The following is a 21,434-nucleotide window of genomic DNA, read 5'->3' on the forward strand; positions in this document are numbered from 1 at the left end:
AATGTTGCAGTTCTTGGAGACACGTCATGGATTTAGCTTTTACCCCTGAAGAACAGAAGTTTCGCGAGGAAGCGCGCGCCTGGGTGCGCGACAACCTGCCGAAGGACATCTCGGACAAGGTTCACAGCGCGATGCGCCTGACGCGCGACGACATGCAGCGCTGGGCCAAGATCCTGGGCAAGAAGGGCTGGCTCGGCTACGGCTGGCCCAAGCAGTTCGGCGGCCCGGGCTGGAGCGCGATCCAGAAGCATCTGTTCGAAGAAGAATGCGCCCTGGCCGGCGCGCCCCGCGTGGTGCCGTTCGGCCCGGTGATGGTGGCGCCGGTGATCATGGCCTTCGGCAGCCCCGAGCAGCAGCAGCGCTTCCTGCCCGGCATCGCCAGCGGCGAAGTGTGGTGGAGCCAGGGTTACAGCGAGCCGGGCTCCGGCTCCGACCTTGCTTCGCTCAAGACGCGTGCGGAAAGAAAAACAATACCCGGCAAGGGCGACGTCTACATCGTCAACGGCCAGAAAACCTGGACGACGCTCGGCCAGTACGGCGAGTGGATGTTCAACCTGGTGCGCACCTCCACCGAGGGTAAGCCCCAAACCGGCATCAGCTTCCTGGTGCTCGACATGAAGTCACCCGGCGTCACTGTGCGCCCCATCAAGCTGCTGGACGGCGACTTCGAAGTCAACGAAGTCTTCTTCGACAACGTCGAAGTGCCGGCAGAGAACCTGATCGGCGAAGAGAACAAGGGCTGGACGTACGCCAAGCACCTGCTCTCGCACGAGCGCACCAACATCGCCGACGTCAACCGCGCCAAGCGCGAGCTCGAGCGCCTGAAGCGCATCGCGAAGACCGAAGGCCTCTACGACGACCGGCGCTTCCGCGACGAGATCGCGCGCCTCGAAGTGGATGTCGTCGCGCTGGAGATGCTCGTTCTGCGCGTGCTCTCCGCCGAAAAATCCGGCAAGAACTCGTTGGACATCGCCGGCCTGCTGAAAATCAAGGGCAGCGAAATCCAGCAGCGCTACAGCGAGCTGATGATGCTGGCCGCCGGCCCCTATGCCATGCCCTACATCCACGAGGCGATGGACGCCGGCTGGCAAGGCGATTTTCCCGGCGGCATCGCCAACGCACCGCTCGCGTCGACCTACTTCAACATGCGCAAGACCACGATCTACGGCGGCAGCAATGAAGTGCAACGCAACATCGTGGCGCAAACGGTACTGGGCTGAAGCCCAGTACCGTTGCGCGAAGCGCCGTATGTTTCGCTCCCCCGGGCCCCCTCCAAGAGGGGGTTCCAGTCAGATGAATGCAGGAGAAAAAAATGGACTTTGATTTTTCCGACGACCAGCAACAGCTGCGCGACGCGGTCCGCAAATGGGTCGACAAGGGCTATGACTTCGAGCGCCGCCGCGGCATCGTGAATGCGGGCGGCTTCGACCGCGCGGCGTATGGCCAGCTGGCCGAACTGGGGCTCACGGGCCTCTACATCCCCGAAGAGCACGGCGGCATGGGCATGGGCCCGGTCGAAGGCATGGTGGTGATGGAAGAACTGGGCCGCGGGATCGTGCTCGAGCCCTTGGGCCAGACACTCATCGCGGGCGGCGTGATCAACGGCTATGCGCCGGACGCGGTGAAGGCCGATTGGCTGCCGAAGATCGCGAGCGGCGAAGCGCTGATCGTGCTGGCGCAGCAGGAACGCAAGGCGCGTTACCGCCTCGACGTCTGCGACACGCAAGCCGCAGAAGCGGGCAATGGCTGGACGGTCACTGGCGCCAAGAGCATCGTGCCGGCCGGCGACCAGGCCGACGCCTTCCTGGTGCCCGCGAAGGCCAACGGCAAGATCGCGCTGTTCCTCGTCGGGCGTGGCGCCAGCGGCGTCACGACCCAGGGCTATGGCACGCAGGAAGGCGGCCGTGCCGCTGAAGTCACGTTCAAATCGACTCCGGCCGTGTTGGTCACGCTGGACGGGCTCACGGCCCTGGAGCACGCCGTGGACATCGGCATCGCCTCGGCTTGCGCCGAAGCCGTGGGCGTCCTGGACAAGACGATGGATGTCACCGTCGAATACATGAACACGCGCAAGCAGTTCGGCGTGGTCATCTCCACCTTCCAGGCGCTGCGGCACCGCATTGCCGACATGAAGATGCAGCTGGAGCTGGCCCGCTCCATGAGCTACTACGCGTCGCTCAAGCTGAACGCCCCGGCCGACGAGCGCCGCCGTGCACTGGCGCGCGCCAAGTACCAGCTGGGTGTGGCGATGCGCTTCATCGGCCAGAACTCCGTGCAGTTGCATGGCGGCATCGGCGTGACGGACGAATACATCGGCAGCCACTACTTCAAGAAACTCACGCAGCTGGAACTCAGCTTCGGGGATACCCTGCACCAGTTGGGCGAAGTCTCGGAAAGAATGCAGGACACCGCCGGGGTGTTTGCTTGAGTTGTGGTCTGATCAGATGAAAGAAGCCCGGCTTGCCGGGCTTCTTTCATCGTGTGTGGGGAAGAACAAAGAGGAGATCTCATGATGTTTCGCCGTCTGTTTCTTGGACTTGCGCCTGTCGTTCTGGCCGGCTACGCCGCGAGCGTTTCGGCGCAGGCGACCCAGCATCCACCCATCGTCTTCGTTCACGGCAATGGTGACGGTGCTTCCATCTGGCAGTCCGTCATCTGGCGCTTCGAATCCAATGGCTGGCCGCGCGACCGGCTGCATGCGATCGACGTTCCTTACCCGCTGGCCCGCGACGATGACACCAAGGCGCAGCCGGGCCGCAGCTCGGCCGCCGAGAACGCCGCGCATTTGAAGTCCGAGGTCGACAAAGTGCTGAAGGCAACCGGCGCACGGCAGGTTGCCCTGGTCGGACTTTCGCGCGGCGGCTACGCGATCCGCCATTACATCCAGCATGGTGGCGGCGACACGACGGTGAGCCATGCGGTGCTGGGCGGCACGCCCAATCATGGCGTGCAGGCCATCCAGGGACGCACCGAAGGCAATGAATTCTCCGGCACCGGCCCCTACCTCACCGCGCTCAACGCACCGAAGAACGCGGCGGGCGACGAAGTAGCCGGGCCAGTGAAGTGGATGACCATCCGCTCCGACAACAACGACAAGTTCGCCCAGCCTGACGGCCTCTGGATCGGTGCGCGCGGCACGCCGACCAACATCACCTTCAGCGCACCTGAGTTGAAGGGCGCGACCAACATCGTCATCCCGCGGATCGACCACCGGGAAACCAGCACGTCGCCCGCGGCCTTCACGGCGATGTACCGCTTCATCACGGGCAATGCGCCCACTTCCACCGACATCGTTCCGGAACAGCGGGTGGTGCTGGCCGGGGAAGTCAGCGGCTTGGGCGTTTCTTCCACCGACCCCGCGTCCGGGAATTCGCCCAACAACCTGCCCCTGCCGGGCGCGAAGTTCCAGGTGTTCGAGATCGACGGCATCAACGGCGAACGCCGGGGCCTCGCCGTGTACGAGAAGACGATCGGCGCGGACGGCATGTGGGGCCCGTTCAACGCAAAGCCGGATGCGCGCTACGAATTCGTCATCGCCGCGCCGGGTTACGCGACGACGCACATCTACCGCAGCCCGTTCCCTCGGTCGAGCAACGTCGTCAACATGCGGCCGGAGCGCGTGCCGGAAGCCGACAAGAACGCGCCCGCGCTCGTCATCATGGCACGGCCGCGCGGCTACCTCGACCCGGGGCGCGACAAGATGGCGTTCGACGGGCAAACGCCTCCGCCCGGCGCGGTGCTGGGTGCGGGAGTCGCTTCGTCCCGCATCAAGCCCACCGGTTTGCCGCGTGCCGTCACGGCCGAATTCAACGGTGAACGCGTGACCGGCCGCAGCTGGCCGCTGGCTGAGAGCCACATTTCCGTTCTCGAACTAACCTATTGAATGTCATTGCGGACCGAGCCCGGAGGGATCTCCGGATCCGCCGCAACGACACGCCTCAGGCGTGCAGCCGCGACGTCTTGGGCAGGTGCGCCATCAGAAACTCCATCTGGTCCGCCAGGATGCGGCGGTTGCGCAGGATGAAGTCTTCCCACAGGCTGGGCACGTAAGGCGCGTACAAGAGCGGCATGCGCGCCTGCTCGGGCGTGCGGTTGCTCTTGCGGTGGTTGCAGCAGCGGCAGGCGGTGACGACGTTCATCCAGTGGTCGCGCCCGCTCTGCGCGAAAGGGATGATGTGTTCGCGCGTCAGCTCTTCTTCGTCGAATTCGTCGCCGCAATAGGCGCACACATTGCGGTCTCGCGCGAACAGCTTGCTGTTGGTGAGGCCGGGCTTGAGGTCGAAAGGATTGATGTTCGGCACGCCCTTGGTGCCGATGATGCTGCTGACGGCGATCTGCGACTGGTGGCCCGTCATGGCGTTGTGGCCGCCGCGAAACAGCGCCACCTGCGCGCCCACTTCCCAGCGCACTTCGTCAGCGGCGTAGTGCAGCACGGCCTGCTCCAGCGAAATCCACGACTGGGGCAGCCCTTGGGCAGACAGCTTCAAGACCTTCAAAACACGCCTCCTAGAAAACCGAGGAAACCACGTAGAAGTAAGCGCCAGCGCCCCGCGGCGCTCTACAGCACAATATACCCTGTTTTCGTGACCTTCTGCCCTGGGGAGAATGCCCCGCGGCGCTTGCCGCATGGTCACGAGCTGCTATCAAAAAGATACCAACCCAGCGCGATGCAGATCTTCAGAGGCTTCCACCATCCCGGGATCGCCCCCGCCTGCGCGCTCACGATCGGCAACTTCGACGGCGTGCACCGTGGCCACCAGGCCATGCTCGCGCTGCTGAACAACGAGGCGCGGCATCGCGGCGTGCCCAGCTGCGTGCTCACTTTCGAGCCGCATCCGCGCGACTTTTTCGCGGCGGTCGCCCGCAAGCCTGAGCTTGCGCCGGCACGCATCGCCACCCTGCGCGACAAGCTCACCGAACTGGCCAACTGCGGCGTCGACCAATGCGTGGTGCTTCCGTTCGATGCCCGGCTGTCGTCCCAAGTTCCCGAGGCCTTCATCGACAACGTCCTCGTCAAGGGGCTGGGCGCGAAATACGTCCTGGTTGGCGACGACTTCCGCTTCGGCGCCAAGCGCGCCGGTGACTACACGATGCTCGACGCAGCCGGCCAGGCCAAGGGCTTTGACGTCGCGCGCATGAACAGCTACGAGGTCCATGGCCTGCGCGTTTCCAGTTCGGCTGTGCGCGAGGCACTGAGCCGTGGCGACATGGACGGCGTCGCCGCCTTGCTGGGGCGTCCGTACAGCGTCAGCGGCCACGTGGTGCATGGGCGCAAGCTCGGCCGCGAACTGGGGCGCGACGCCGAGCATCCCATGGGAATGCGGACTGTCAACCTGCGGTTCTCCCACTGGAAACCGGCGGCCAGCGGCATCTTCGCCGTGCAGGTCGACGGCCTGGGCGACGGCCTTCTGCCTGGCGTGGCCAATTTGGGCATTCGCCCCTCGTTGGACCCGCAGGACGTCAACGGCGGCCGGGTGCTGCTGGAGACCCATTGCCTGGAATGGCCGCAAAGCCTGGGCGCCGAGGGGGCCTACGGTAAAATCATCCGGGTGGAACTGCTGCACAAACTGCACGACGAGCTGAAGTACGACAGTCTGGACGCCCTGACCCAGGGCATCCGCAAGGACTGCGACGACGCGCGCGCGTTCTTTGCGTCCACCCGCCGCCAGACGACGCGCGACCGAATTTGAGTCTGTCATTGCGGGCCGACCCCGGAGGGATCCTCCGAATCGCCGCAATCCATCGCCGAACTCCCAACATCCTGGATTCCGGGTCAAGCCCGGAATGACAACTCGCAAGGCATTTCCATGACAGACAAGACCGCCGACAAAACCGACTACCGCGCCACGCTCAACCTGCCCGACACCCCCTTCCCCATGCGCGGCGACCTGCCCAAGCGCGAACCGGGCTGGGTGAAGGAGTGGGAAGACCAGGGGCTGTACAAGAAGCTGCGCGCCGCGCGCTGCGGCCACGAGAAGTTCGTGCTGCACGACGGCCCGCCCTACGCCAACGGCCAGATCCACATGGGCCACGCCGTCAACAAGATCCTGAAGGACATGATCGTCAAGGCGCGCCAGCTCAAGGGCCTGGACGCCGCGTACATCCCCGGCTGGGATTGCCACGGACTGCCGATCGAGAACGCGATCGAGAAGAAGCACGGCCGCAACCTGCCCCGCGACGAGATGCAGGCCAAGAGCCGCGCCTTCGCCACCGAGCAGATCGGCATCCAGATGGCCGACTTCAAGCGGCTGGGCGTGCTGGGCGAGTGGGACAACCCGTACCGCACGATGGACTTCAAGAACGAAGCGGCGGAAATCCGCGCGTTCAAGCGCGTGGTCGAGCGCGGCTTCGTCTACCGGGGCCTGAAGCCCGTGTATTGGTGTTTCGACTGCGGCTCTTCTTTGGCTGAGTTCGAGATCGAGTACGCCGACAAGAAGTCGCAGACGCTGGATGTGGGCTTCAAGGCAGACAAGCCGGAGGAGGTCTTCGCGGCCTTCGGCGTGCCCCCACCCCAACCCTCCCCCGGAGGGGGAGGGAGTGATGTATTCGTCGTCATCTGGACCACGACGGCCTGGACCATCCCCGCGAACCAGGCGCTGAATCTCAACCCGCAGATCATCTATGCGCTGGTCGACACCGAGCGCGGCCTGCTGGTGCTGGCCGAATCGCTGGTGGAGAAGTGCATGGAGCGCTTCGGCCTGCAAGGCAAGGTGCTGGCCACCGTGGAAGGCGAGGCCCTGGCCGGCCTGAACTTCCAGCATCCGCTGTACGACGTCAAGAATGACGACGGGACATACGGCTACTGCCGCCTGTCGCCCGTGTACCTGGCCGACTACGCCACCGCCGAAGACGGCACCGGCATCGTCCACTCGTCGCCCGCCTACGGCGTGGACGACTTCAACTCCTGCGTCGCGCATGGCGTGGCCTATGACGACATCCTCAATCCGGTGCAGGGCAACGGTGCCTATGCGCCCGACTTCCCGCTGTTCGGCGGCCTCAACATCTGGAAGGCCGTGCCCCAGATCATCGAGGCGCTGAAGAACGCTGGCCGCCTGTTCGCCACAGAGAACATCTCGCACAGCTACCCGCACTGCTGGCGCCACAAGACGCCAGTGATCTACCGCGCTGCGGCGCAGTGGTTCATCCGCATGGACGAAGGCGAAGGCGTCTTCACCAAGGACAAGGCGCCCAAGAGCCTGCGCCGCATGGCGCTGGAAGCCATCGAGGAGACCAGCTTCTTCCCCGAGAACGGCAAGACCCGCCTGCGCGACATGATCGCCGGCCGGCCCGACTGGTGCATCAGCCGCCAGCGCAGCTGGGGCGTGCCCCTGCCCTTCTTCCTGCACAAGGACTCGGGCGAACTGCATCCGCGCACCATGGAGATCCTCGACATCGCCGCCGACATGGTCGAGCAAGGCGGCATCGAGGCCTGGAGCAAGGCCACGGCCGAATCCATCCTCGGCGCCGAGGACGCTCAGGCCTACACCAAAAGCACCGACATCCTGGAAGTGTGGTTCGACTCCGGCACCACGCACACCACGGTGCTGAAGTATTCGCACGCCGGCGCGGCCCACGAGAACGGCCCCGAGGCCGACCTGTACCTCGAAGGGCACGACCAGCACCGCGGCTGGTTCCATTCTTCGCTGCTCACGTCATGCGCGATGTACGACCGCGCGCCCTATCGCGGGCTGCTGACCCATGGCTTCACCGTGGACAGCCAGGGCCGCAAGATGAGCAAGTCGCAGGGCAACGGTGTCGATCCGCAAGAGACCAGCAAGAAGCTGGGCGCCGAGATCATTCGCCTGTGGGTTGCTGCGTCGGACTATTCCGGTGACATCGCCGGCGACGACAAGATTCTCGCCCGCGTGGTCGATGCCTACCGCCGCATCCGCAACACGCTGCGCTTCCTGCTCGCCAACGTCAGTGACTTCGACCCGGCGAAGGACGCCGTGCCGCTCGCCGAGATGCTGGAGATCGACCGCTACGCGCTCTCGCGCGCGGCTCAGTTCCAGGCCGAGGTGCTAGCGCACTACGAGGTGTACGAGTTCCATCCGGTGGTTGCGAAGCTCCAGGTGTATTGCTCCGAAGACTTGGGCGCGTTCTACCTCGACATCTTGAAGGACCGCCTCTACACGACGGCCCCGAAATCGCTGGCCCGCCGCAGCGCGCAGACGGCGCTGTGGAACATCACGCATGCCATGCTGCGCTGGATGGCGCCGTTCCTCAGCTTCACGGCCGAGGAAGCCTGGAAGCTGTTCGGCACCTCGGAGTCGATCTTCTTCGAGACCTATGCCGAGATCGGCGCGCCAGATGCAGCGCTGCTCGACAAGTGGACGCGCATCCGCGCGGCGCGCGAGATGGTCAACAAGGAAATCGAGTCCCTGCGCGAAGGCGGCAAGGTGGGTTCCTCGCTCCAGGCCAACGTCGAACTCACGGTGCCAATGAGCACGCACGGCGACCTGTGGGCGGCTCTGGCGAGTTTGGGCGACGACTTGAAGTTCGTCTTCATCACCTCCGCCATCGGCTTGGCCGCAGGCGATGCGATGGCAGTGAAAGTCACCGCGTCCGAGGCGGTCAAATGCGACCGCTGCTGGCATTGGCGCGACGACGTCGGGATCGACGCGGCGCACCCGACCATCTGCGGCCGCTGCACGAGCAACCTGTTCGGCGCCGGCGAAGACCGGAAGTTCGCCTGATGGCCCGCGGCGCTCCCGCCGGCAGCTGGCTGCCGTGGCTGGCCCTGTCGCTGGCCATCTTCATCGCCGACCAGTTCACCAAGGTGCTGATCCTGGGCTACTACCAGCTCGGCGACAGCACCCCCGTGACCAGCTTCTTCAACATCGTGCGGGCCCACAACACCGGCGCGGCGTTCTCGTTCCTGGCGGGCGCATCGGGGTGGCAGCGCTGGTTCTTCACCGCGATCGGCGTCGCAGCCGCCGTCTTCATCATCTGGATGCTGCGCTCGCATGCCGGCCAGAAGCTGTTCTCTTTCGCCCTCGCCTGCATCCTGGGCGGCGCCATCGGCAACGTGGTGGACCGGCTGGTGCACGGCTACGTGGTCGACTTCATCCAGGTGCATGCGGGCGGCTGGTACTTCCCCGCGTTCAACGTTGCCGACAGCGCGATCACCGTCGGCGCGGCGTGCTTGATCCTGGACGAGCTGTTGAGGGTGAGGCGCTCGCGCTGACAGCTCAGGCTCGCGACTCAGCGTCGGAGCTCCCGTCTACCTCCCATCCGCCAGATTACCCAGAAAGTCAAAGCCGAGATGACACCTATGAGCGCGTTGCCAGGAAGGCGATAGGACGCCGACTCCCAGGAAACCTCTCCATGCAGACTGGCAAAAGACAGTACCGCAGCGATTAGCAATCCTGTTCCCAGAGCCGTCCAGAAGTTAACCGCGCCGAAGCGGCGGGCAACCAGGTACGCAGGTACACCAAGCACCAGTACATAAAGCCCGACGATGCAATATCCGGCGGCCAGCCAAAAGCCCAGGGTTGCAATGCCTTCGCGGCCCCATGATGATTGTGTAAGCGCGACGACGAACGCGGGGACGATCGGCGCACCGCGGGGCGACAGCAGTGGACGTCTTTTGTCTCGACATCGGTAGCCCAGGGCTTCCGCGCGGCTTAACGCGCGCCTGCGCGCGAGGTACTTTCGCGGACCGCGTTGATTTGCTCGCTCAATCCATCCACCCTCGATGTGCCCTTCGAAAAGTCTTCAATGTATGCGTGGCAATTGACTCGCCCCTCTGGATTTGGGCCTGACAGAACGTCTTGCATCATTGCCGTTTGAGAGCCACGAGCCGCTTGCTTGGCCGATCGAATGCGCGCTTCATCACCGCCGTATACGCGCTTCAAGTGCACTTGGCACGCCGACTTAAGGAGTTTGAGGTCGGCTGCGTTTCGCCCTTCCCATTTGCGTCGCGCTTCGTTCAATTGAGGTTCCCAAGCGGGATAGACCCGCTTGCAAACCTCTACAGTTGGATCAGGCTCATCGACCGCGAGGCAAAGGTACGTTCCCACATCAGGAGCCGCAGCAGGCTGAGAGCAGACGGCACTTGCTACCAAGAAGAGCGTAGGCAATAGAACAATTCGCTTGATATCCGCATTCATGAGTGCGCTCCTACACAAAAAAGAGAGCGGACCGCCACCCTTGCGGCGAAGCCGCTTCCTGCAGGTGTGGATCCGTGTCGATTGATAAGCATTCGTGCTTGCCGGCCCTGCTTGGTTTCTGCGAACAGGAGGATTGACGTTCTTTTCATTTGAGATATTCAGCGAAAAAGTCTTTCACGGAGCCGCAAGCCTCTCTGACCGATGCGTTCTCAACCCGCTGTATCGTTGGCAGGTCATTGAAAATCTTTTGCTGCCACAGGCGCGCTGACTCCCTGTCCAAAGCGACCAGCATGCGAGGAATCTGCTTCCAGCGGCAATTGCTGCCCCAACTCACGCTGGTAAGCACGCCGCTGACAACGGAGCCATACCGATCCAGGGTGTCCTCGAACTTCTTCAATTCGAAGGTCTTGCCGTTCCAGTCCGACGTTCGCACGAGCGGACCGGGGCCGGGCTGTGGGCCCTTGGTTTCATTGGATACCGCATTCCACCAATAGTCCTTCTTGTAGAAGATGAGTTCCGGTGACTGGCTCTTCATCCGCGCCTCCCAGGGCCGGCCCACAGGCAACTGCGTTGGCCCCCAACCAGGAAACGCGTAGCGGCCGTTCCTATCGGTGACCGTCTCCATCAACATCAGGTCAGTACCCTGACCGCCTTCCATTCCGAAGTTCACAACCCAATGCGCGACGACGTTCACGCCCTCAAGTGGCTGCTTGGTTGCCGCATCGACCACCCACCCTTCGATCGGTTTGGCGGAGTAAGCTAGACCGCAGGCTTGCAGTGGCAGCATGAGGGCAAGCAGGAGAAGCAAGTGGCACTTGTAAGAATTTCTCATGGCATACCTATGAGCGTTCTGCCACTGTAGAACGCCACGCAGGCGACGCCGTCGTCACTGTCAGCCGCGTTGGCATTCAACACGAAAGGCTCTAGCGCAAAGCTCGTCATAGCGCCTTGCGGACTGCTGCTCACGTTCAGAGACCCCCGGGCCCACCGGTGCAGGACGCGCACGGGAAATCGACGTCCGAAGCTTTCGGCGTGAGCGGCCCCACGTTGGTAGGCGCGCCGATGAACTGCGCTTCCGACGGCGAAACGTACAGGCCTCGCGCGAGCGCCCAGGTGTGGCTCGGCGTCAGCGTACCTGTCGCACGATCGACCTGGTTTTTGGCGGCCCGGAAGGTACCGCCCAACCAGTAGAAGATGTGGGACGAAGGGCCGTTCCAGTCTTCCACCAAGATAGCTGCGTTGGTGGGCACGGGGTCCGTGAGATAGGCAACGCGGGAATAACTGCCTGTCGGCCCGAACAAAGTGAATACCGGTTTCAGCACGGGCTGCTGGGAGAAGTCGGTCCACTCTCCCGGCGGAATGGTCGGGTTGGCCGGATCCCAGCCAGGAATTGCCGCGCTTGTCGGGCTGAACTTGAAGGCCCGCTTGGCTGGCCACAGGCGCGCGTTGCACTCGGCCGGCGAACTCACGGAGCCACCGGCAATGGCCTGGTCGCACCACTGCGTCCAAGTGTAGGGCTGGCTACTGCTTGAGACTTGAGGGTAGTGCGGGTACATGTACTGGTCGTGCACATCGTAGAAATACTGATACGTGGGCTCCGAGATGTCCTTGGTGGCCACGGCGACCGCATCCGTCTCGTCGCCCAACGGGCCACGATAGACCACTTGCAGGAACAGATCCGTTGCGTTGATTGGAATAGGTGTCGGGAAGACGAATGTCAGCGACTCGGGCGAGGCCGTGTTTACGCTTGCAGGGACATCAACCTCATCAGACACGATGATTTCTTGCACGGAGTCGTCGAGATCCACTGGCCCGCTGGGCTCAACCTTTCTACGGCATGTTGTCCAGTCTCTGCCAGGTGCTCCGTACTCGCCCGACAAATCGGACTGATAGCAAGTGTTGCGATGGAATTTGGCGACTGCTCGGAGCTTGCCGGGGGCCGTCATGGGCTCGATTCCGGTGCCGCGTGGCGTGATGTTCTTGACCTTCAGCCTGATCTTGCGAAATCCGCTGGTGTCTATCGTCTTTTCGACGGTGTGATCCACAACGCCATAAACACCCTCATCAGGCAGCGAGATTTCCATCTTGCCGCGGAAAAAAAAGTTGAGCAGCCCGGCGGAGTAGCCCACCGCGCGGGGAATCAGAAATCCTTGTGCCAACTCGAAATTGAATCGATTGAGCGTGTACGACTCACTCCAACCGGCTTTCGTGAGGTCCGCGCTAAATATTGAAAGACTGCTGGCATATGGATTTCGCGTTGTCTGTCCGGTGTTGTTGTCTCTCACGTCATTGCCGTAAAACGTGATGATGCCAGACAGATTCGGATTGGGGCATGCCGGAATACGATTCGCGCAAAGAGCTGCAATGTTCATTTGCGTTACTTTTGCGGGATCGCGCTGAGGCGAGTAGAACAAATTGGTGTCGAAATTTGTCCCTGCAGACACGAAATTCAGATTCGTGAATTCCGCAAGGCCTCGAAATCTATTTTCCACCCAGAAATCGCGAGGCTTGTTGAACGCAGATGCGTCGGTATTTGGATAGACCGGCGCATAACCTGAATACGGCAGCGTGAGATTTGCCTCGTTCGTCTTCACTTCATACAGGCTTTCATTGAATTTCCTAATGGTGTGACACCATGGGTTGTCACAGTGTGCGTCATTGCGCACATGCTGTGGTTGAGCCATGTCCTGGACGTGGTGAATCACTTGCCCCAGGCTCTGAAACACCAGACCGAATTTCTGCTCTCTTAGCTGTCGAGCTATCTTCACGCTGTCCGGATCAATTCCGGTACTGGATTTAGTAAGTGCATCAAACAGATACTGCCGCGCGTCCTTATAGGAATAGTCCTGAGTAGGACCGATCCCTAGCGTTGAAGAAATGTCGCCCTTGTCCTCAAGAGCCCAGTCCGGCGAGGTGTAATTGATGAAGGGGCTCGCCGGAATGCGTTCTCCGGTAATAGGGTTAAAGAAGTGATTGAGGGATCGGCTTCCACTGTCTTCGAAATTCGCCCCATACATGATGAGTTCAATCAATTTCCTGGGCGCTCTGTCCGAACCAGGAAACCTTTGTCCAGCCGCCAGGGGCTTCAACCCGAGATTGTCCAAAATTGAAGTGTCAATGCTGACGGTTGAGGCATTGAATGCGTTTTCGGAAATCTTTTCATGAGTTGGCTCTTTGTATGCGTGGACACTTTCAACATGAACTAGAAACCCCAGAAGAGTAATGGAAAGGATTTTTGCTTTTTTCACTTCAAGTACTCCCTAAGGTAATCCTGTGGCCGCGCACATTGGCTGGTCTCCGGAATGCTGCCCACATCAACAGTAAGCAACGGGTTGTATTTTCCAGGCTGCCTTAGCTTTTCCATTTCTTTGATGACCGCGGCCAACATGCGTGGGATGTGCTGCCAATCACACCCACTTGCATCGAATGCAAAACGGAGGGCTGATCTTGCGGCCGACAAGCTTTCTTCATATTCCTTTTTCTGATCCGCAAGATTCTTCATCTTGATCGTCTTACCATTCCACTCCGATCGGCGAGTTCGAGCTGTATTGCGTTCGCTGACAGCGTAGTTGCTCGCTGAAACCAGTTTGTAGCCGCTCTTGAAGAACACCATCCGGGGATCTTCATAGCCGATGTACTGGTCCACCCACCAACCATTTTTCTTTGGAGGCAGTGGTTTCGGCCCCCAGGCCGGAAAGAAGAAGCGACCATTCTTGTCAGTGACAGTTTCCAGTATCTGGATTTGCCCACCCGTGTTCGTTCCCGCCAGATTTCCCTCCTCAACAGTCCAATTTGCCGTGACGTTGGCACCCTCGATCGGCTTGCCCGTGTCTTCATCGACGAGCCAGCCTTCGATCGCTTCTGCCGAATAGTCGGCAAAACAGGATTGAAGCGACAGCAGCAAGGCTGCAATGACGATGGCTTTCCCTATGTATCTCGATTGCTTGTTCATTTGTTGCTCACATTGAATCGATGCGCCAGACGCCGTCGCCACCCTTGATCAGGTAGATCAAGAAAACGTTGTCGACGCCATCTATCGTTCGATTGACCACATACTCGCCGACATCATTTTGAACGGCCATTTTTTGGACTGCGGAATAGGAACCCACGATCTCCGACATCCTTGGCATGAGAATGTCGAAGATTGGTTCATACTTTTCCTTGGCTTGGTCGTTCATGTAGCTCAAAGCAGCGGCCTTGTCACCCGCAATCAAGGCGTTGTTCATCCCGTTCCACACCGCCTTGAGCTTGCTGTCGAGTTGGGCTGCATCGTGCACCACGATCACGAAGGTCTTGACACTTGTATTGCCGCTGCCGTCGCTGACAGTGATGTTGGTCGTATAGGTCCCTGGCGCCGGGTAGTTGATGAGGACGCTGAGGTTCTGGTTGAACGTAACGTTTGTGGGCCCGCCGCTGGTGCCGACGAGCGTCAGGTGCCCGCCCTCTCCGCTGACCGTGAAGGTCGCCGTGAGTGATTGAACACCTTCCACCTGATCGACGCTGACGCCGATAGCCGAGGCAACGCCGTCGCTGGTGACGTTGATGGTCTGGGTGGTTGTCTGGCCGCTCTGGGTCGTCAGGGTCGCCGTGATCGCGTTGGCACCCGCCACCAGCGGCACGGTGGCGTAGAAGTTGTTGTCGGCGTCGATCACCGCTGCCTGGCCGTTGACGGTGACGCCGCTGTTCGGCGTGCCCTGGACGGCGCCTTTGACCAGAACACTGTCGCCGGCAAGCGCCGCGCCGTCGGCCGGCGTGGTGAAGGCCAGTTGCAGCCCCTGCACGGTGATGTTGACCGGCGCCGACGTCGTGGCAGCACCCAGGTTGTCGATGGCCTTTGCCGTGAGGGTGTAGGTGCCGGCGGGCACGCTGGTCCAGGCGAGGGTATATGGCGCCGTGGTGGTGGCGCCGATCAGCGTCGTGCCGGCGTAGAACGCCACGCTGGCGATGCTGCCGTCGCTGTCGGCGGCGTTGGCGCTCAGGGTGAAGGCGGCCGGTGCCCAGGCGCTGGCACCGGGCGCGGGACTGGTCAGGCCCACGGTGGGCGGGCTGTTGGGAGGCGGGGCCGTGACCGTCACGGCTACCGGTGCCGATGTGCCGGTCGCGCCCAGATTGTCTGTGGCCTTGGCGGTGAAGCTGTAATTGTTGGCCGGCACGTTCGGCCAGGCCAGGCTGTAAGGGGCGCTGGTGACACTGCCGATGAAGCTGAGGCCTTGGAAGAATTCGACCTGCGCGATGCTGCCGTCGCTGTCGGCGGGGCTGGCATTCAACACGATCGACGCGGGCGCGAAGGTCGTCGTACCGGCCTGCGGGCTGGTGAGTGTGACCGTGGGTATGCTGTTTGGCGGCGTGACTGCCACCGCGACAGGCGCCGACATGGCGACGGCGCCTTCGTTGTCCGTTGCGCGGGCAGTAAAGGTGTAGGTACCCGTCGACACATTGGTCAGCTGGTGGGCATAGGGAACCACGTTGGTGGTGCTCAGTAGCTGGCCGTTTCGGAAGAACTCGACCTGCCCGATCGTGCCGTCTGAATCGCTTGCAGCCGCGGCCAGGTTGATGGTGGCCGGGGCGCTGAAGACCGCGTTGTTCGCGGGCAGCGTCAGGCTGATTGTCGGCGGTACGTTGGGTGCGTTGACCGTGATGGGCAGCGCGGCGCTGCCGGCCTGTCCGCTGCTATCGGTCGCCGTGGCGCTCACGGTGTAGTTGCCCCGAGGGACGTTGGCCCAGTTGTACTGGTAGGGTGGCGACGTCGCACTGCCCAGCAACGCCCCGTTCTTGTAGAAGTTGACGCTTGCGATGGTTGCCGTGGGGCTGATCGCGTCGACTTCAAGCGCGATGTTGGCCGGAGCGCTGAAAACCGTCGCAAGCGGCGTCTTGAAGACAACCTGCACAGGCAGGCTGCCCATGACGGTGATGCTCTTTTTGTCTGAAGTCTTGTCCGTGCGCGCGACGGTGACTGTCAGTGTGTTGGTACCCACATAGAGGGGCACGGTGGCGGTGTACGCGTTGCCGTTGAGCGCGGCCAGGCGGGAGCTGGCGCCGTTGTCCACCCATACCGCGCTTGTGCTTGTGGCGCCGACAAACGTTCCGCTGACTGTGACGCTGGTGGCATAGACGGTAGCGCCGTTCGCGGGCGTCGAGATCACGACGTTGTTGTTCGGCGCGGCGACGGTGATGGCCACCGCGGTGGAAGTCGTGACTGCCCCGCCGTTGTCCGTGGCCTTGGCCGTCAGGCTGTAGCTGCCGGCCGCGACGTTGGCCCACACAACGCCGTAGGGCCGGGCGGTGCTGGTGCCGATCAGCGTCGTGCCACGGTAGAAGTCGACCTTGGTGATCGTGCCGTTCGTGTCGTTCGCGTCCGCTGTGAGGTTGACAGTGGCCGGAGCGGCAAACGTCGCGCCGTTGGCAGGTGACGTCAAGGTGACGGTGGGCGGTGCATTAGCGACCGGCTTGGCAGCCCAGGCAAACGAGGCCGCAACGGCCAGCACAATGCCGGCGGCGAACTGAGAATATTTCGACATCGTTACTGCCCCTTGACGATCTGGAACAACGGGGGCGAAGTCTTGCCGTCGCCGCTGTAGACCGCCGTGATTTTGTAAATGCCCGGGCTCAAGTTCGCTGACAGCGAAGCCGCACCAGCCACCACGGGGGCGTTACCCAACACCGCGCCGCTGGAATAGAACGTCACGGTGCCGCCCAGTTGCGTGCTCTGCACATCCGCGGTGAGGACGACGGGTTGCGCGGCGCTGGCGGGATTGGACGAGGAGCGCACGTTAGTGGGGTATTGGCCCGCGACGAGTTTGATGATGAATTCACCGATATCGCTCGTGATCAACTGGGCTCCGGCGGTTGGCGGAATGGAAGATCCGTATCCGGTTGCAATCACCCCGCCGGCCGGATCGACACCCATGGAAGTGACCAGCAAGTCCGAGTTTCGCTGGCCCAGAACGACGGAGTAGATCAGGCCATCGCCATTCGGCCGGACCTTCGTGAAAAAAACGTCGGCCGTGTAGTCGGAGTAGTACTCGGGCACATCTTGAATGGGATCCACCTGCGGGAACTGGCCAGAAATGCTGAACCCGCCGATATAGGCGTAGCCCGCGGCATCGACCGCAACAGCCGTGGCACTGTCTCCGGCCTTGAACAGCCCGCCCGAACAGGTGGAGACCCCTGCAGTAACACACCACTTGCCGCCGATAAATGAGGAATAGACCAGGCCAGACCCGGCCGCATTCAATTTGGCAATGAACCCGTTGGAGAAATTGGGGCTCGTGTAGCCCTTGCGCGGCTGAAACACGCCCGCTGTCACCGGAAAATCGTCCGAATAGCTCAACCCAACCACGTACGCCTGGCCCGACGTGTCGACCGCAACGCCGTGGCCCTGGTCTTCGTAGGTGCCTCCGAGGTATGTCGAATAGATCAGTGCCGAACCCGTGGGATTCAGCTTTGCAACAAACGCGTCCCGGGTTCCGCGCCGGATCGATTGAAATGGCGCGCTCATCGGAAAGTTAGCCGAATAGGCGGCGCCCGTTGCGTAGGCATTGCCGCTCGCATCCACTGCCACGGCCGTGCCCTTGTCGTCGGAACTGCCGCCGAGGTAGGTGGCATAGGCCATCGCGCTTCCAGCCGCATTCAGCTTGGCCACAAACGGAGAAAAGGTGGGGCTGGCCGGCCGGACCGCTTGAAAGGCCCCGGCGGTCGTCACGAGGGCATTCGCCGTCCCCGTCGTATAGGCGTTTCCCGCCGCATCGACGGCGATCGATGCGATGGTCGCGCCGTTGACGAACGTGGAGTAGGCCAGCGCGTTGCCCGTCGCGTTCAGCTTGGTGATGAATGAGCCACTGCCAAATGCGGTCTCGTAGGCACCTGCGGTAACCGGGAACGAGGCGGAATTGGTGGTGCCGCCCACATAGGCATTGCCGCTGGCGTCGACGGCGATCGCATTGCCGTAGGTGACCGCCCTGCGCGCGCCGAGGTAGGTTGCCCAAATGAGCCTGGTTCCCGTCGGATCGATCTTGGCCACGTAGGCATCTTGCGTACCCGCCAGCTTGGTCAGATATCCCGTGGAGGCGGGCAGGCCCGACGCACCGATTGAACCCACCAGGTAAGCGTTGCCTGCGGAATCAACGGCGACACCTTTGGCAGATCCCCAAGAGGCCGACGAGTAGCTCAAAATCGGATCGATCACCAGCGGCTTGTGTTGATCGTAGGCGCCAAGCCGGAAGCCGACATGTCCTTCGCCGGCTATGACGTATTCCGCGTCGACGAGTCTCCTGCTTCCATCAACCTGTTGATATGCGACGGGCTTGTGATAGCGAATATCCCCGTTGGGCATCCCCAGTACCAGGTCGCCCTCCTTGGAAACAGAGATCCTGCTGATGTCCGGAAAGCTGATCTTGATCGCGTCTGTGCTGGCAGCAGGCGCCACCAGCAAGTCGTATTCGAGCCGCCCTGCGTTGCTGTAATAGACGACGTCGACACCTGGATAGACCGCCTCGTATTTGACCTTGGCGTGGCTTGGGACACCGGCAATATTTTGCGTCGGATCGGCGCTCGCAAGGTAGTTGGTCTTGTGGCCGAGTGGTTGCTCGCCCTTGAGCACGGGCGACGGGTTGGCGCCGGCAAAACGCATGCGAATGACCGCAGCCTGTCGTTCCGGAGGCGATTCTTTCAGTGAGGGAGAGTCCGGACTCAAGCGTGTCGTGTGCGTTGCTTCATCGAGAGGCAATACCATGACCGCCTCCTGCGCGGTCAGGAAGACCTGGTAACCGAGCCCTCGTGCCAGAAACTTGACGATAGGATCGGCCTGTCCGAGGTTCTGCTCAAACGCCAGCGGAAAGGCGTCGATCCCATTTGCAACGTCGTCGACGACCGGAAGCTTTGCCTGGGGCGCCGGTTGTGCGAAGGCGAGACCGGACGCGGCCAGGCACAGGCAGCCCGTCGCAACGGTGGCGCGAAAGTTGGAAAACATGATCCCCCCTAAGTGCGGCAACACAGTAACTGCTTCAACTCGATGCCGAGCGCCCGAGAATAAGGCAATTAACTTATAAATATGCGGAAATACTATCACTTCCTAACGACTTTTAAGTGCACGTTATTTCCCTTGACCGCAAGGTGGCACGTGCGCATGGATAGCGCCCATGGCCGCTGCCGCGCAGAGGTAGTCCCACGCGGCGGTCGAGTTCGGCGCCCCACCGCGTATAGTTGAAGCCTCAAGAATGAAGCAACTGTTGAATCTTCTGGCGGCCATCGCGCTGCTGGTCTGGGGAACGCATCTCGTCCGCACCGGCATCCTCCGGGTGTTCGGCGCCAACCTGCGCAACGTGCTGGCGCACAGTGTGTCCAATCGCTGGACGGCTGCGATCTCCGGCCTGGGCGTCACCGCCCTCGTTCAATCCAGCACCGCCACCGCGCTGATCGTCTCCTCCTTCGTCGGCCAAGGCCTGGTCACGCTGCCGATGGCGCTGGCCGTGATGCTGGGCGCCGACATGGGCACGAGCCTGATGGCGGTGGTGTTCTCGTTCGACCTCTCCTGGCTGTCCCCACTGTTCATCTTCGTGGGCGTGGTGCTGTTCGTTTCGCGCCAGTCCAACCCTTTGGGGCGCTTCGGCCGCATCCTGATCGGACTGGGTCTGATGCTGCTCGCGCTGCGCCTGATTGCGGAGTCCACCGAGCTGATGACGCATTCGCCCGTCGTCAAGGCACTGCTCGGATCGATCACCAGCGAGTTGCTGCTGGAGATCACGGTCGGGGCATTCCTCTCGCTGGTGGCGTACTCAAGCCTGGCAATCGTGCTACTCACGGCAACGATGGCCGTCTCGGGCCTGATGCCCCTCGAGCCGGCCCTGGGCCTGGTGTTGGGCGCCAATCTCGGCAGCGGCCTTCTGGCCGTACTCACCACCGCCAAGTCCGCCGTCGAAGTCCGCCAGGTGCCCCTCGGCAACTTCGTGTTCAAAGCCATCGGCGTGCTGCTGGCCGCACCTCTCATCGGCTTGTGGCTGCGCCACGTGCGCCCTTATGTGCACGACACCGCCACCGTCGTCGTGCTCTTTCACCTCAGCTTCAACATCCTGGTGGCGATCGTGTTCATCGGGCTCACGCAGCCCGTCGCGCGTTGGGTGAGCCGATGGCTACCCAAGCCCGACAAATCCCGCGTGGCGGGCCGGCCGCACCACCTGGACCCTTCCGCGCTCGCGACGCCCTCGCTTGCCATTTCGTGTGCTGCGCGCGAAGCCCTGCATCAGGCCGACATCGTCGAGACCATGATGGTGGGCATGCTGGCCGTGATCAAGACGAACGACCTGAAGCTGGCCGAAGATTTGCGCAAGCTCGACGACTCGGTGGACGAGCTGTATTCGGCGATCAAGTACTACCTCACCAAGATCTCGCGCGAGGCGCTGGGCGAGGAAGAAAGCCGCCGCTGGACGGACATCATCAGCTTCACCATCAACATGGAGCAGATCGGCGACATCGTCGAGCGGGTGCTCATCGACATCGAAGACAAGAAGATCAAGAAGAGCCGCAGTTTCTCGGAAGCCGGCATGGCCGAGATCTGCGAACTGCACGCGCGGCTGATCGACAACCTGCGCCTGGGCATGAGCGTGTTCCTCAACGGCTCCGTGCGCGACGCGCAGAAGCTGCTCGAGGAAAAGGCGCGCTTTCGGGATCTGGAGCGCGCCTATGCGTCCACCCACCTGACGCGGCTGTCCGGCAATACGGTGCAGAGCATCGAGACCAGCTCGCTGCACATCGACCTGATCAGCGACCTGAAACGCATCAACTCGCACATCTGCTCGATCGCCTACCCCATCCTCGACTCGGCGGGCGCTCTCGCACCCAACCGGCTGCGCCAGGCCCAGCTGGCGGAAGCGCCCCCCACCATCCTCTAGTGCTTGCGGGGCTCGACCTCGACGCGCTGCCTCACGCAGTAGTCGATCAGGTCGTCGATCTCCGTTGACTTGTCGAACACCGCGTCGGCGCCCAGCTGCGCACAGCGCCAGCGCACGTCGTTGGTGGCATGGTTGCTGAGCACGACCACTTTCTGCCCAGGCTTGCGCTGCCGGCAGGCCTCCAGGATGTTGAGGCCGCTGCCTTCCTTCAAGAACAGGTCGACGATCGCAAGGTCCCAGTAACCTTCGTTCTGGGCCAGCCACTTCTTGCCTTCGTGCTCGGTTTCGGCCGCTCCCACGGGATCGACCAGCGCCAGCTCCTGCAGTGTTTCGATGAGGTTTTCTCGGATGGTCGGGCTGTCTTCGACGATGTAGGCGCGGAACTTCATGACGATCTCCATTGGGTCCAATCTACCCTGCCCATCGGGTGAGGCCT

14 protein-coding genes are annotated in these 21,434 nt (G+C 62.1%); 7 read left to right on the top strand and 7 right to left on the bottom strand.

The window, feature by feature from the left end:
- The first annotated feature begins 26 nt into the window (after positions 1-26).
- The 3 genes from EEB15_RS12900 (at position 27) to EEB15_RS12910 (ending at position 3,883) form a co-directional block, all read left to right on the top strand.
- Complete coding sequence (locus EEB15_RS12900) at positions 27-1,220, top strand: acyl-CoA dehydrogenase family protein (protein WP_141510271.1); 1,194 nt, start codon at positions 27-29, stop codon at positions 1,218-1,220.
- A gap of 92 nt (positions 1,221-1,312) precedes the next feature.
- Complete coding sequence (locus EEB15_RS12905) at positions 1,313-2,428, top strand: acyl-CoA dehydrogenase family protein (RefSeq protein WP_141510272.1); 1,116 nt, start codon at positions 1,313-1,315, stop codon at positions 2,426-2,428.
- Positions 2,429-2,509: 81 nt separating this feature from the next.
- Positions 2,510-3,883, top strand: coding sequence for an alpha/beta fold hydrolase (locus tag EEB15_RS12910; protein ID WP_141510273.1), 1,374 nt, complete (start codon positions 2,510-2,512; stop codon positions 3,881-3,883).
- 55 nt (positions 3,884-3,938) lie between these two features.
- Here EEB15_RS12910 and EEB15_RS12915 read toward each other — a convergent pair whose 3' ends face one another.
- Positions 3,939-4,496, bottom strand: coding sequence for an HNH endonuclease (locus tag EEB15_RS12915; protein WP_141510274.1), 558 nt, complete (start codon positions 4,494-4,496; stop codon positions 3,939-3,941).
- 171 nt (positions 4,497-4,667) lie between these two features.
- Between EEB15_RS12915 and EEB15_RS12920 the strand changes: the two genes are divergently transcribed.
- The 3 genes from EEB15_RS12920 to lspA all read left to right on the top strand — a co-directional run bounded on the left by EEB15_RS12920 (position 4,668) and on the right by lspA (position 9,187).
- Positions 4,668-5,690 carry a bifunctional riboflavin kinase/FAD synthetase gene (locus EEB15_RS12920; RefSeq protein WP_141510275.1) on the top strand — a complete coding sequence of 341 codons (1,023 nt, stop codon included), beginning with the start codon at positions 4,668-4,670 and terminating at the stop codon, positions 5,688-5,690.
- 117 nt (positions 5,691-5,807) lie between these two features.
- A complete protein-coding gene (gene ileS, locus EEB15_RS12925) occupies positions 5,808-8,696 on the top strand; it encodes an isoleucine--tRNA ligase (protein WP_141510276.1) in 2,889 nt (962 codons plus the stop codon).
- Positions 8,696-9,187: a signal peptidase II gene (lspA, locus tag EEB15_RS12930; protein ID WP_141510277.1), complete on the top strand. Its 492-nt coding sequence runs from the start codon at positions 8,696-8,698 to the stop codon at positions 9,185-9,187. The genes ileS and lspA overlap by 1 nt, the downstream gene beginning before the upstream one ends.
- Before the next feature lie 1,070 nt (positions 9,188-10,257).
- Here the strand turns inward: lspA and EEB15_RS12935 are convergent.
- From EEB15_RS12935 to EEB15_RS12955, 5 genes are all read right to left on the bottom strand, one after another.
- The gene (locus EEB15_RS12935; protein ID WP_158290093.1) at positions 10,258-10,920 is read right to left on the bottom strand and encodes a carboxypeptidase-like regulatory domain-containing protein; all 663 of its coding nucleotides are present in this window, start codon (positions 10,918-10,920) and stop codon (positions 10,258-10,260) included.
- A 160-nt stretch (positions 10,921-11,080) separates the two neighbouring features.
- Positions 11,081-13,360, bottom strand: coding sequence for a hypothetical protein (locus EEB15_RS12940; RefSeq protein ID WP_141510279.1), 2,280 nt, complete (start codon positions 13,358-13,360; stop codon positions 11,081-11,083).
- Complete coding sequence (locus EEB15_RS12945) at positions 13,357-14,064, bottom strand: carboxypeptidase-like regulatory domain-containing protein (RefSeq protein ID WP_141510280.1); 708 nt, start codon at positions 14,062-14,064, stop codon at positions 13,357-13,359. Before EEB15_RS12945 ends, EEB15_RS12940 begins: the two co-directional genes overlap by 4 nt.
- 7 nt (positions 14,065-14,071) lie before the next feature.
- The gene (locus EEB15_RS12950; RefSeq protein WP_141510281.1) at positions 14,072-16,630 is read right to left on the bottom strand and encodes an S-layer family protein; all 2,559 of its coding nucleotides are present in this window, start codon (positions 16,628-16,630) and stop codon (positions 14,072-14,074) included.
- 2 nt (positions 16,631-16,632) lie between these two features.
- Complete coding sequence (locus EEB15_RS12955; RefSeq protein WP_141510282.1) at positions 16,633-19,080, bottom strand: SBBP repeat-containing protein; 2,448 nt, start codon at positions 19,078-19,080, stop codon at positions 16,633-16,635.
- Between the two features lie 247 nt (positions 19,081-19,327).
- Between EEB15_RS12955 and EEB15_RS12960 the strand changes: the two genes are divergently transcribed.
- Positions 19,328-20,998, top strand: coding sequence for a Na/Pi cotransporter family protein (locus EEB15_RS12960; RefSeq protein WP_141510283.1), 1,671 nt, complete (start codon positions 19,328-19,330; stop codon positions 20,996-20,998).
- Here the strand turns inward: EEB15_RS12960 and EEB15_RS12965 are convergent.
- The gene (locus EEB15_RS12965; RefSeq protein WP_141510284.1) at positions 20,995-21,387 is read right to left on the bottom strand and encodes a response regulator; all 393 of its coding nucleotides are present in this window, start codon (positions 21,385-21,387) and stop codon (positions 20,995-20,997) included. The two genes, EEB15_RS12960 and EEB15_RS12965, sit on opposite strands and share 4 nt — an antisense overlap.
- Positions 21,388-21,434 lie beyond the last annotated feature (47 nt).

It is taken from the genome of Ramlibacter sp. WS9, from assembly GCF_003797765.1.
Taxonomy (GTDB): domain Bacteria; phylum Pseudomonadota; class Gammaproteobacteria; order Burkholderiales; family Burkholderiaceae_C; genus Ramlibacter.

What these genes read in the sequence shown, in the direction of transcription:
- EEB15_RS12900 (WP_141510271.1), top strand. Translation starts at nt 27, where the DNA reads ATGGATTTAGCTTTTACCCCTGAAGAACAGAAGTTTCGCGAGGAAGCG.
- EEB15_RS12905 (WP_141510272.1), top strand. Translation starts at nt 1,313, where the DNA reads ATGGACTTTGATTTTTCCGACGACCAGCAACAGCTGCGCGACGCGGTC.
- EEB15_RS12910 (WP_141510273.1), top strand. Translation starts at nt 2,510, where the DNA reads ATGATGTTTCGCCGTCTGTTTCTTGGACTTGCGCCTGTCGTTCTGGCC.
- EEB15_RS12920 (WP_141510275.1), top strand. Translation starts at nt 4,668, where the DNA reads ATGCAGATCTTCAGAGGCTTCCACCATCCCGGGATCGCCCCCGCCTGC.
- ileS (WP_141510276.1), top strand. Translation starts at nt 5,808, where the DNA reads ATGACAGACAAGACCGCCGACAAAACCGACTACCGCGCCACGCTCAAC.
- lspA (WP_141510277.1), top strand. Translation starts at nt 8,696, where the DNA reads ATGGCCCGCGGCGCTCCCGCCGGCAGCTGGCTGCCGTGGCTGGCCCTG.
- EEB15_RS12945 (WP_141510280.1), bottom strand. Translation starts at nt 14,064, where the DNA reads ATGAACAAGCAATCGAGATACATAGGGAAAGCCATCGTCATTGCAGCC.
- EEB15_RS12950 (WP_141510281.1), bottom strand. Translation starts at nt 16,630, where the DNA reads ATGTCGAAATATTCTCAGTTCGCCGCCGGCATTGTGCTGGCCGTTGCG.
- EEB15_RS12955 (WP_141510282.1), bottom strand. Translation starts at nt 19,080, where the DNA reads ATGTTTTCCAACTTTCGCGCCACCGTTGCGACGGGCTGCCTGTGCCTG.
- EEB15_RS12960 (WP_141510283.1), top strand. Translation starts at nt 19,328, where the DNA reads ATGAAGCAACTGTTGAATCTTCTGGCGGCCATCGCGCTGCTGGTCTGG.
- EEB15_RS12965 (WP_141510284.1), bottom strand. Translation starts at nt 21,387, where the DNA reads ATGAAGTTCCGCGCCTACATCGTCGAAGACAGCCCGACCATCCGAGAA.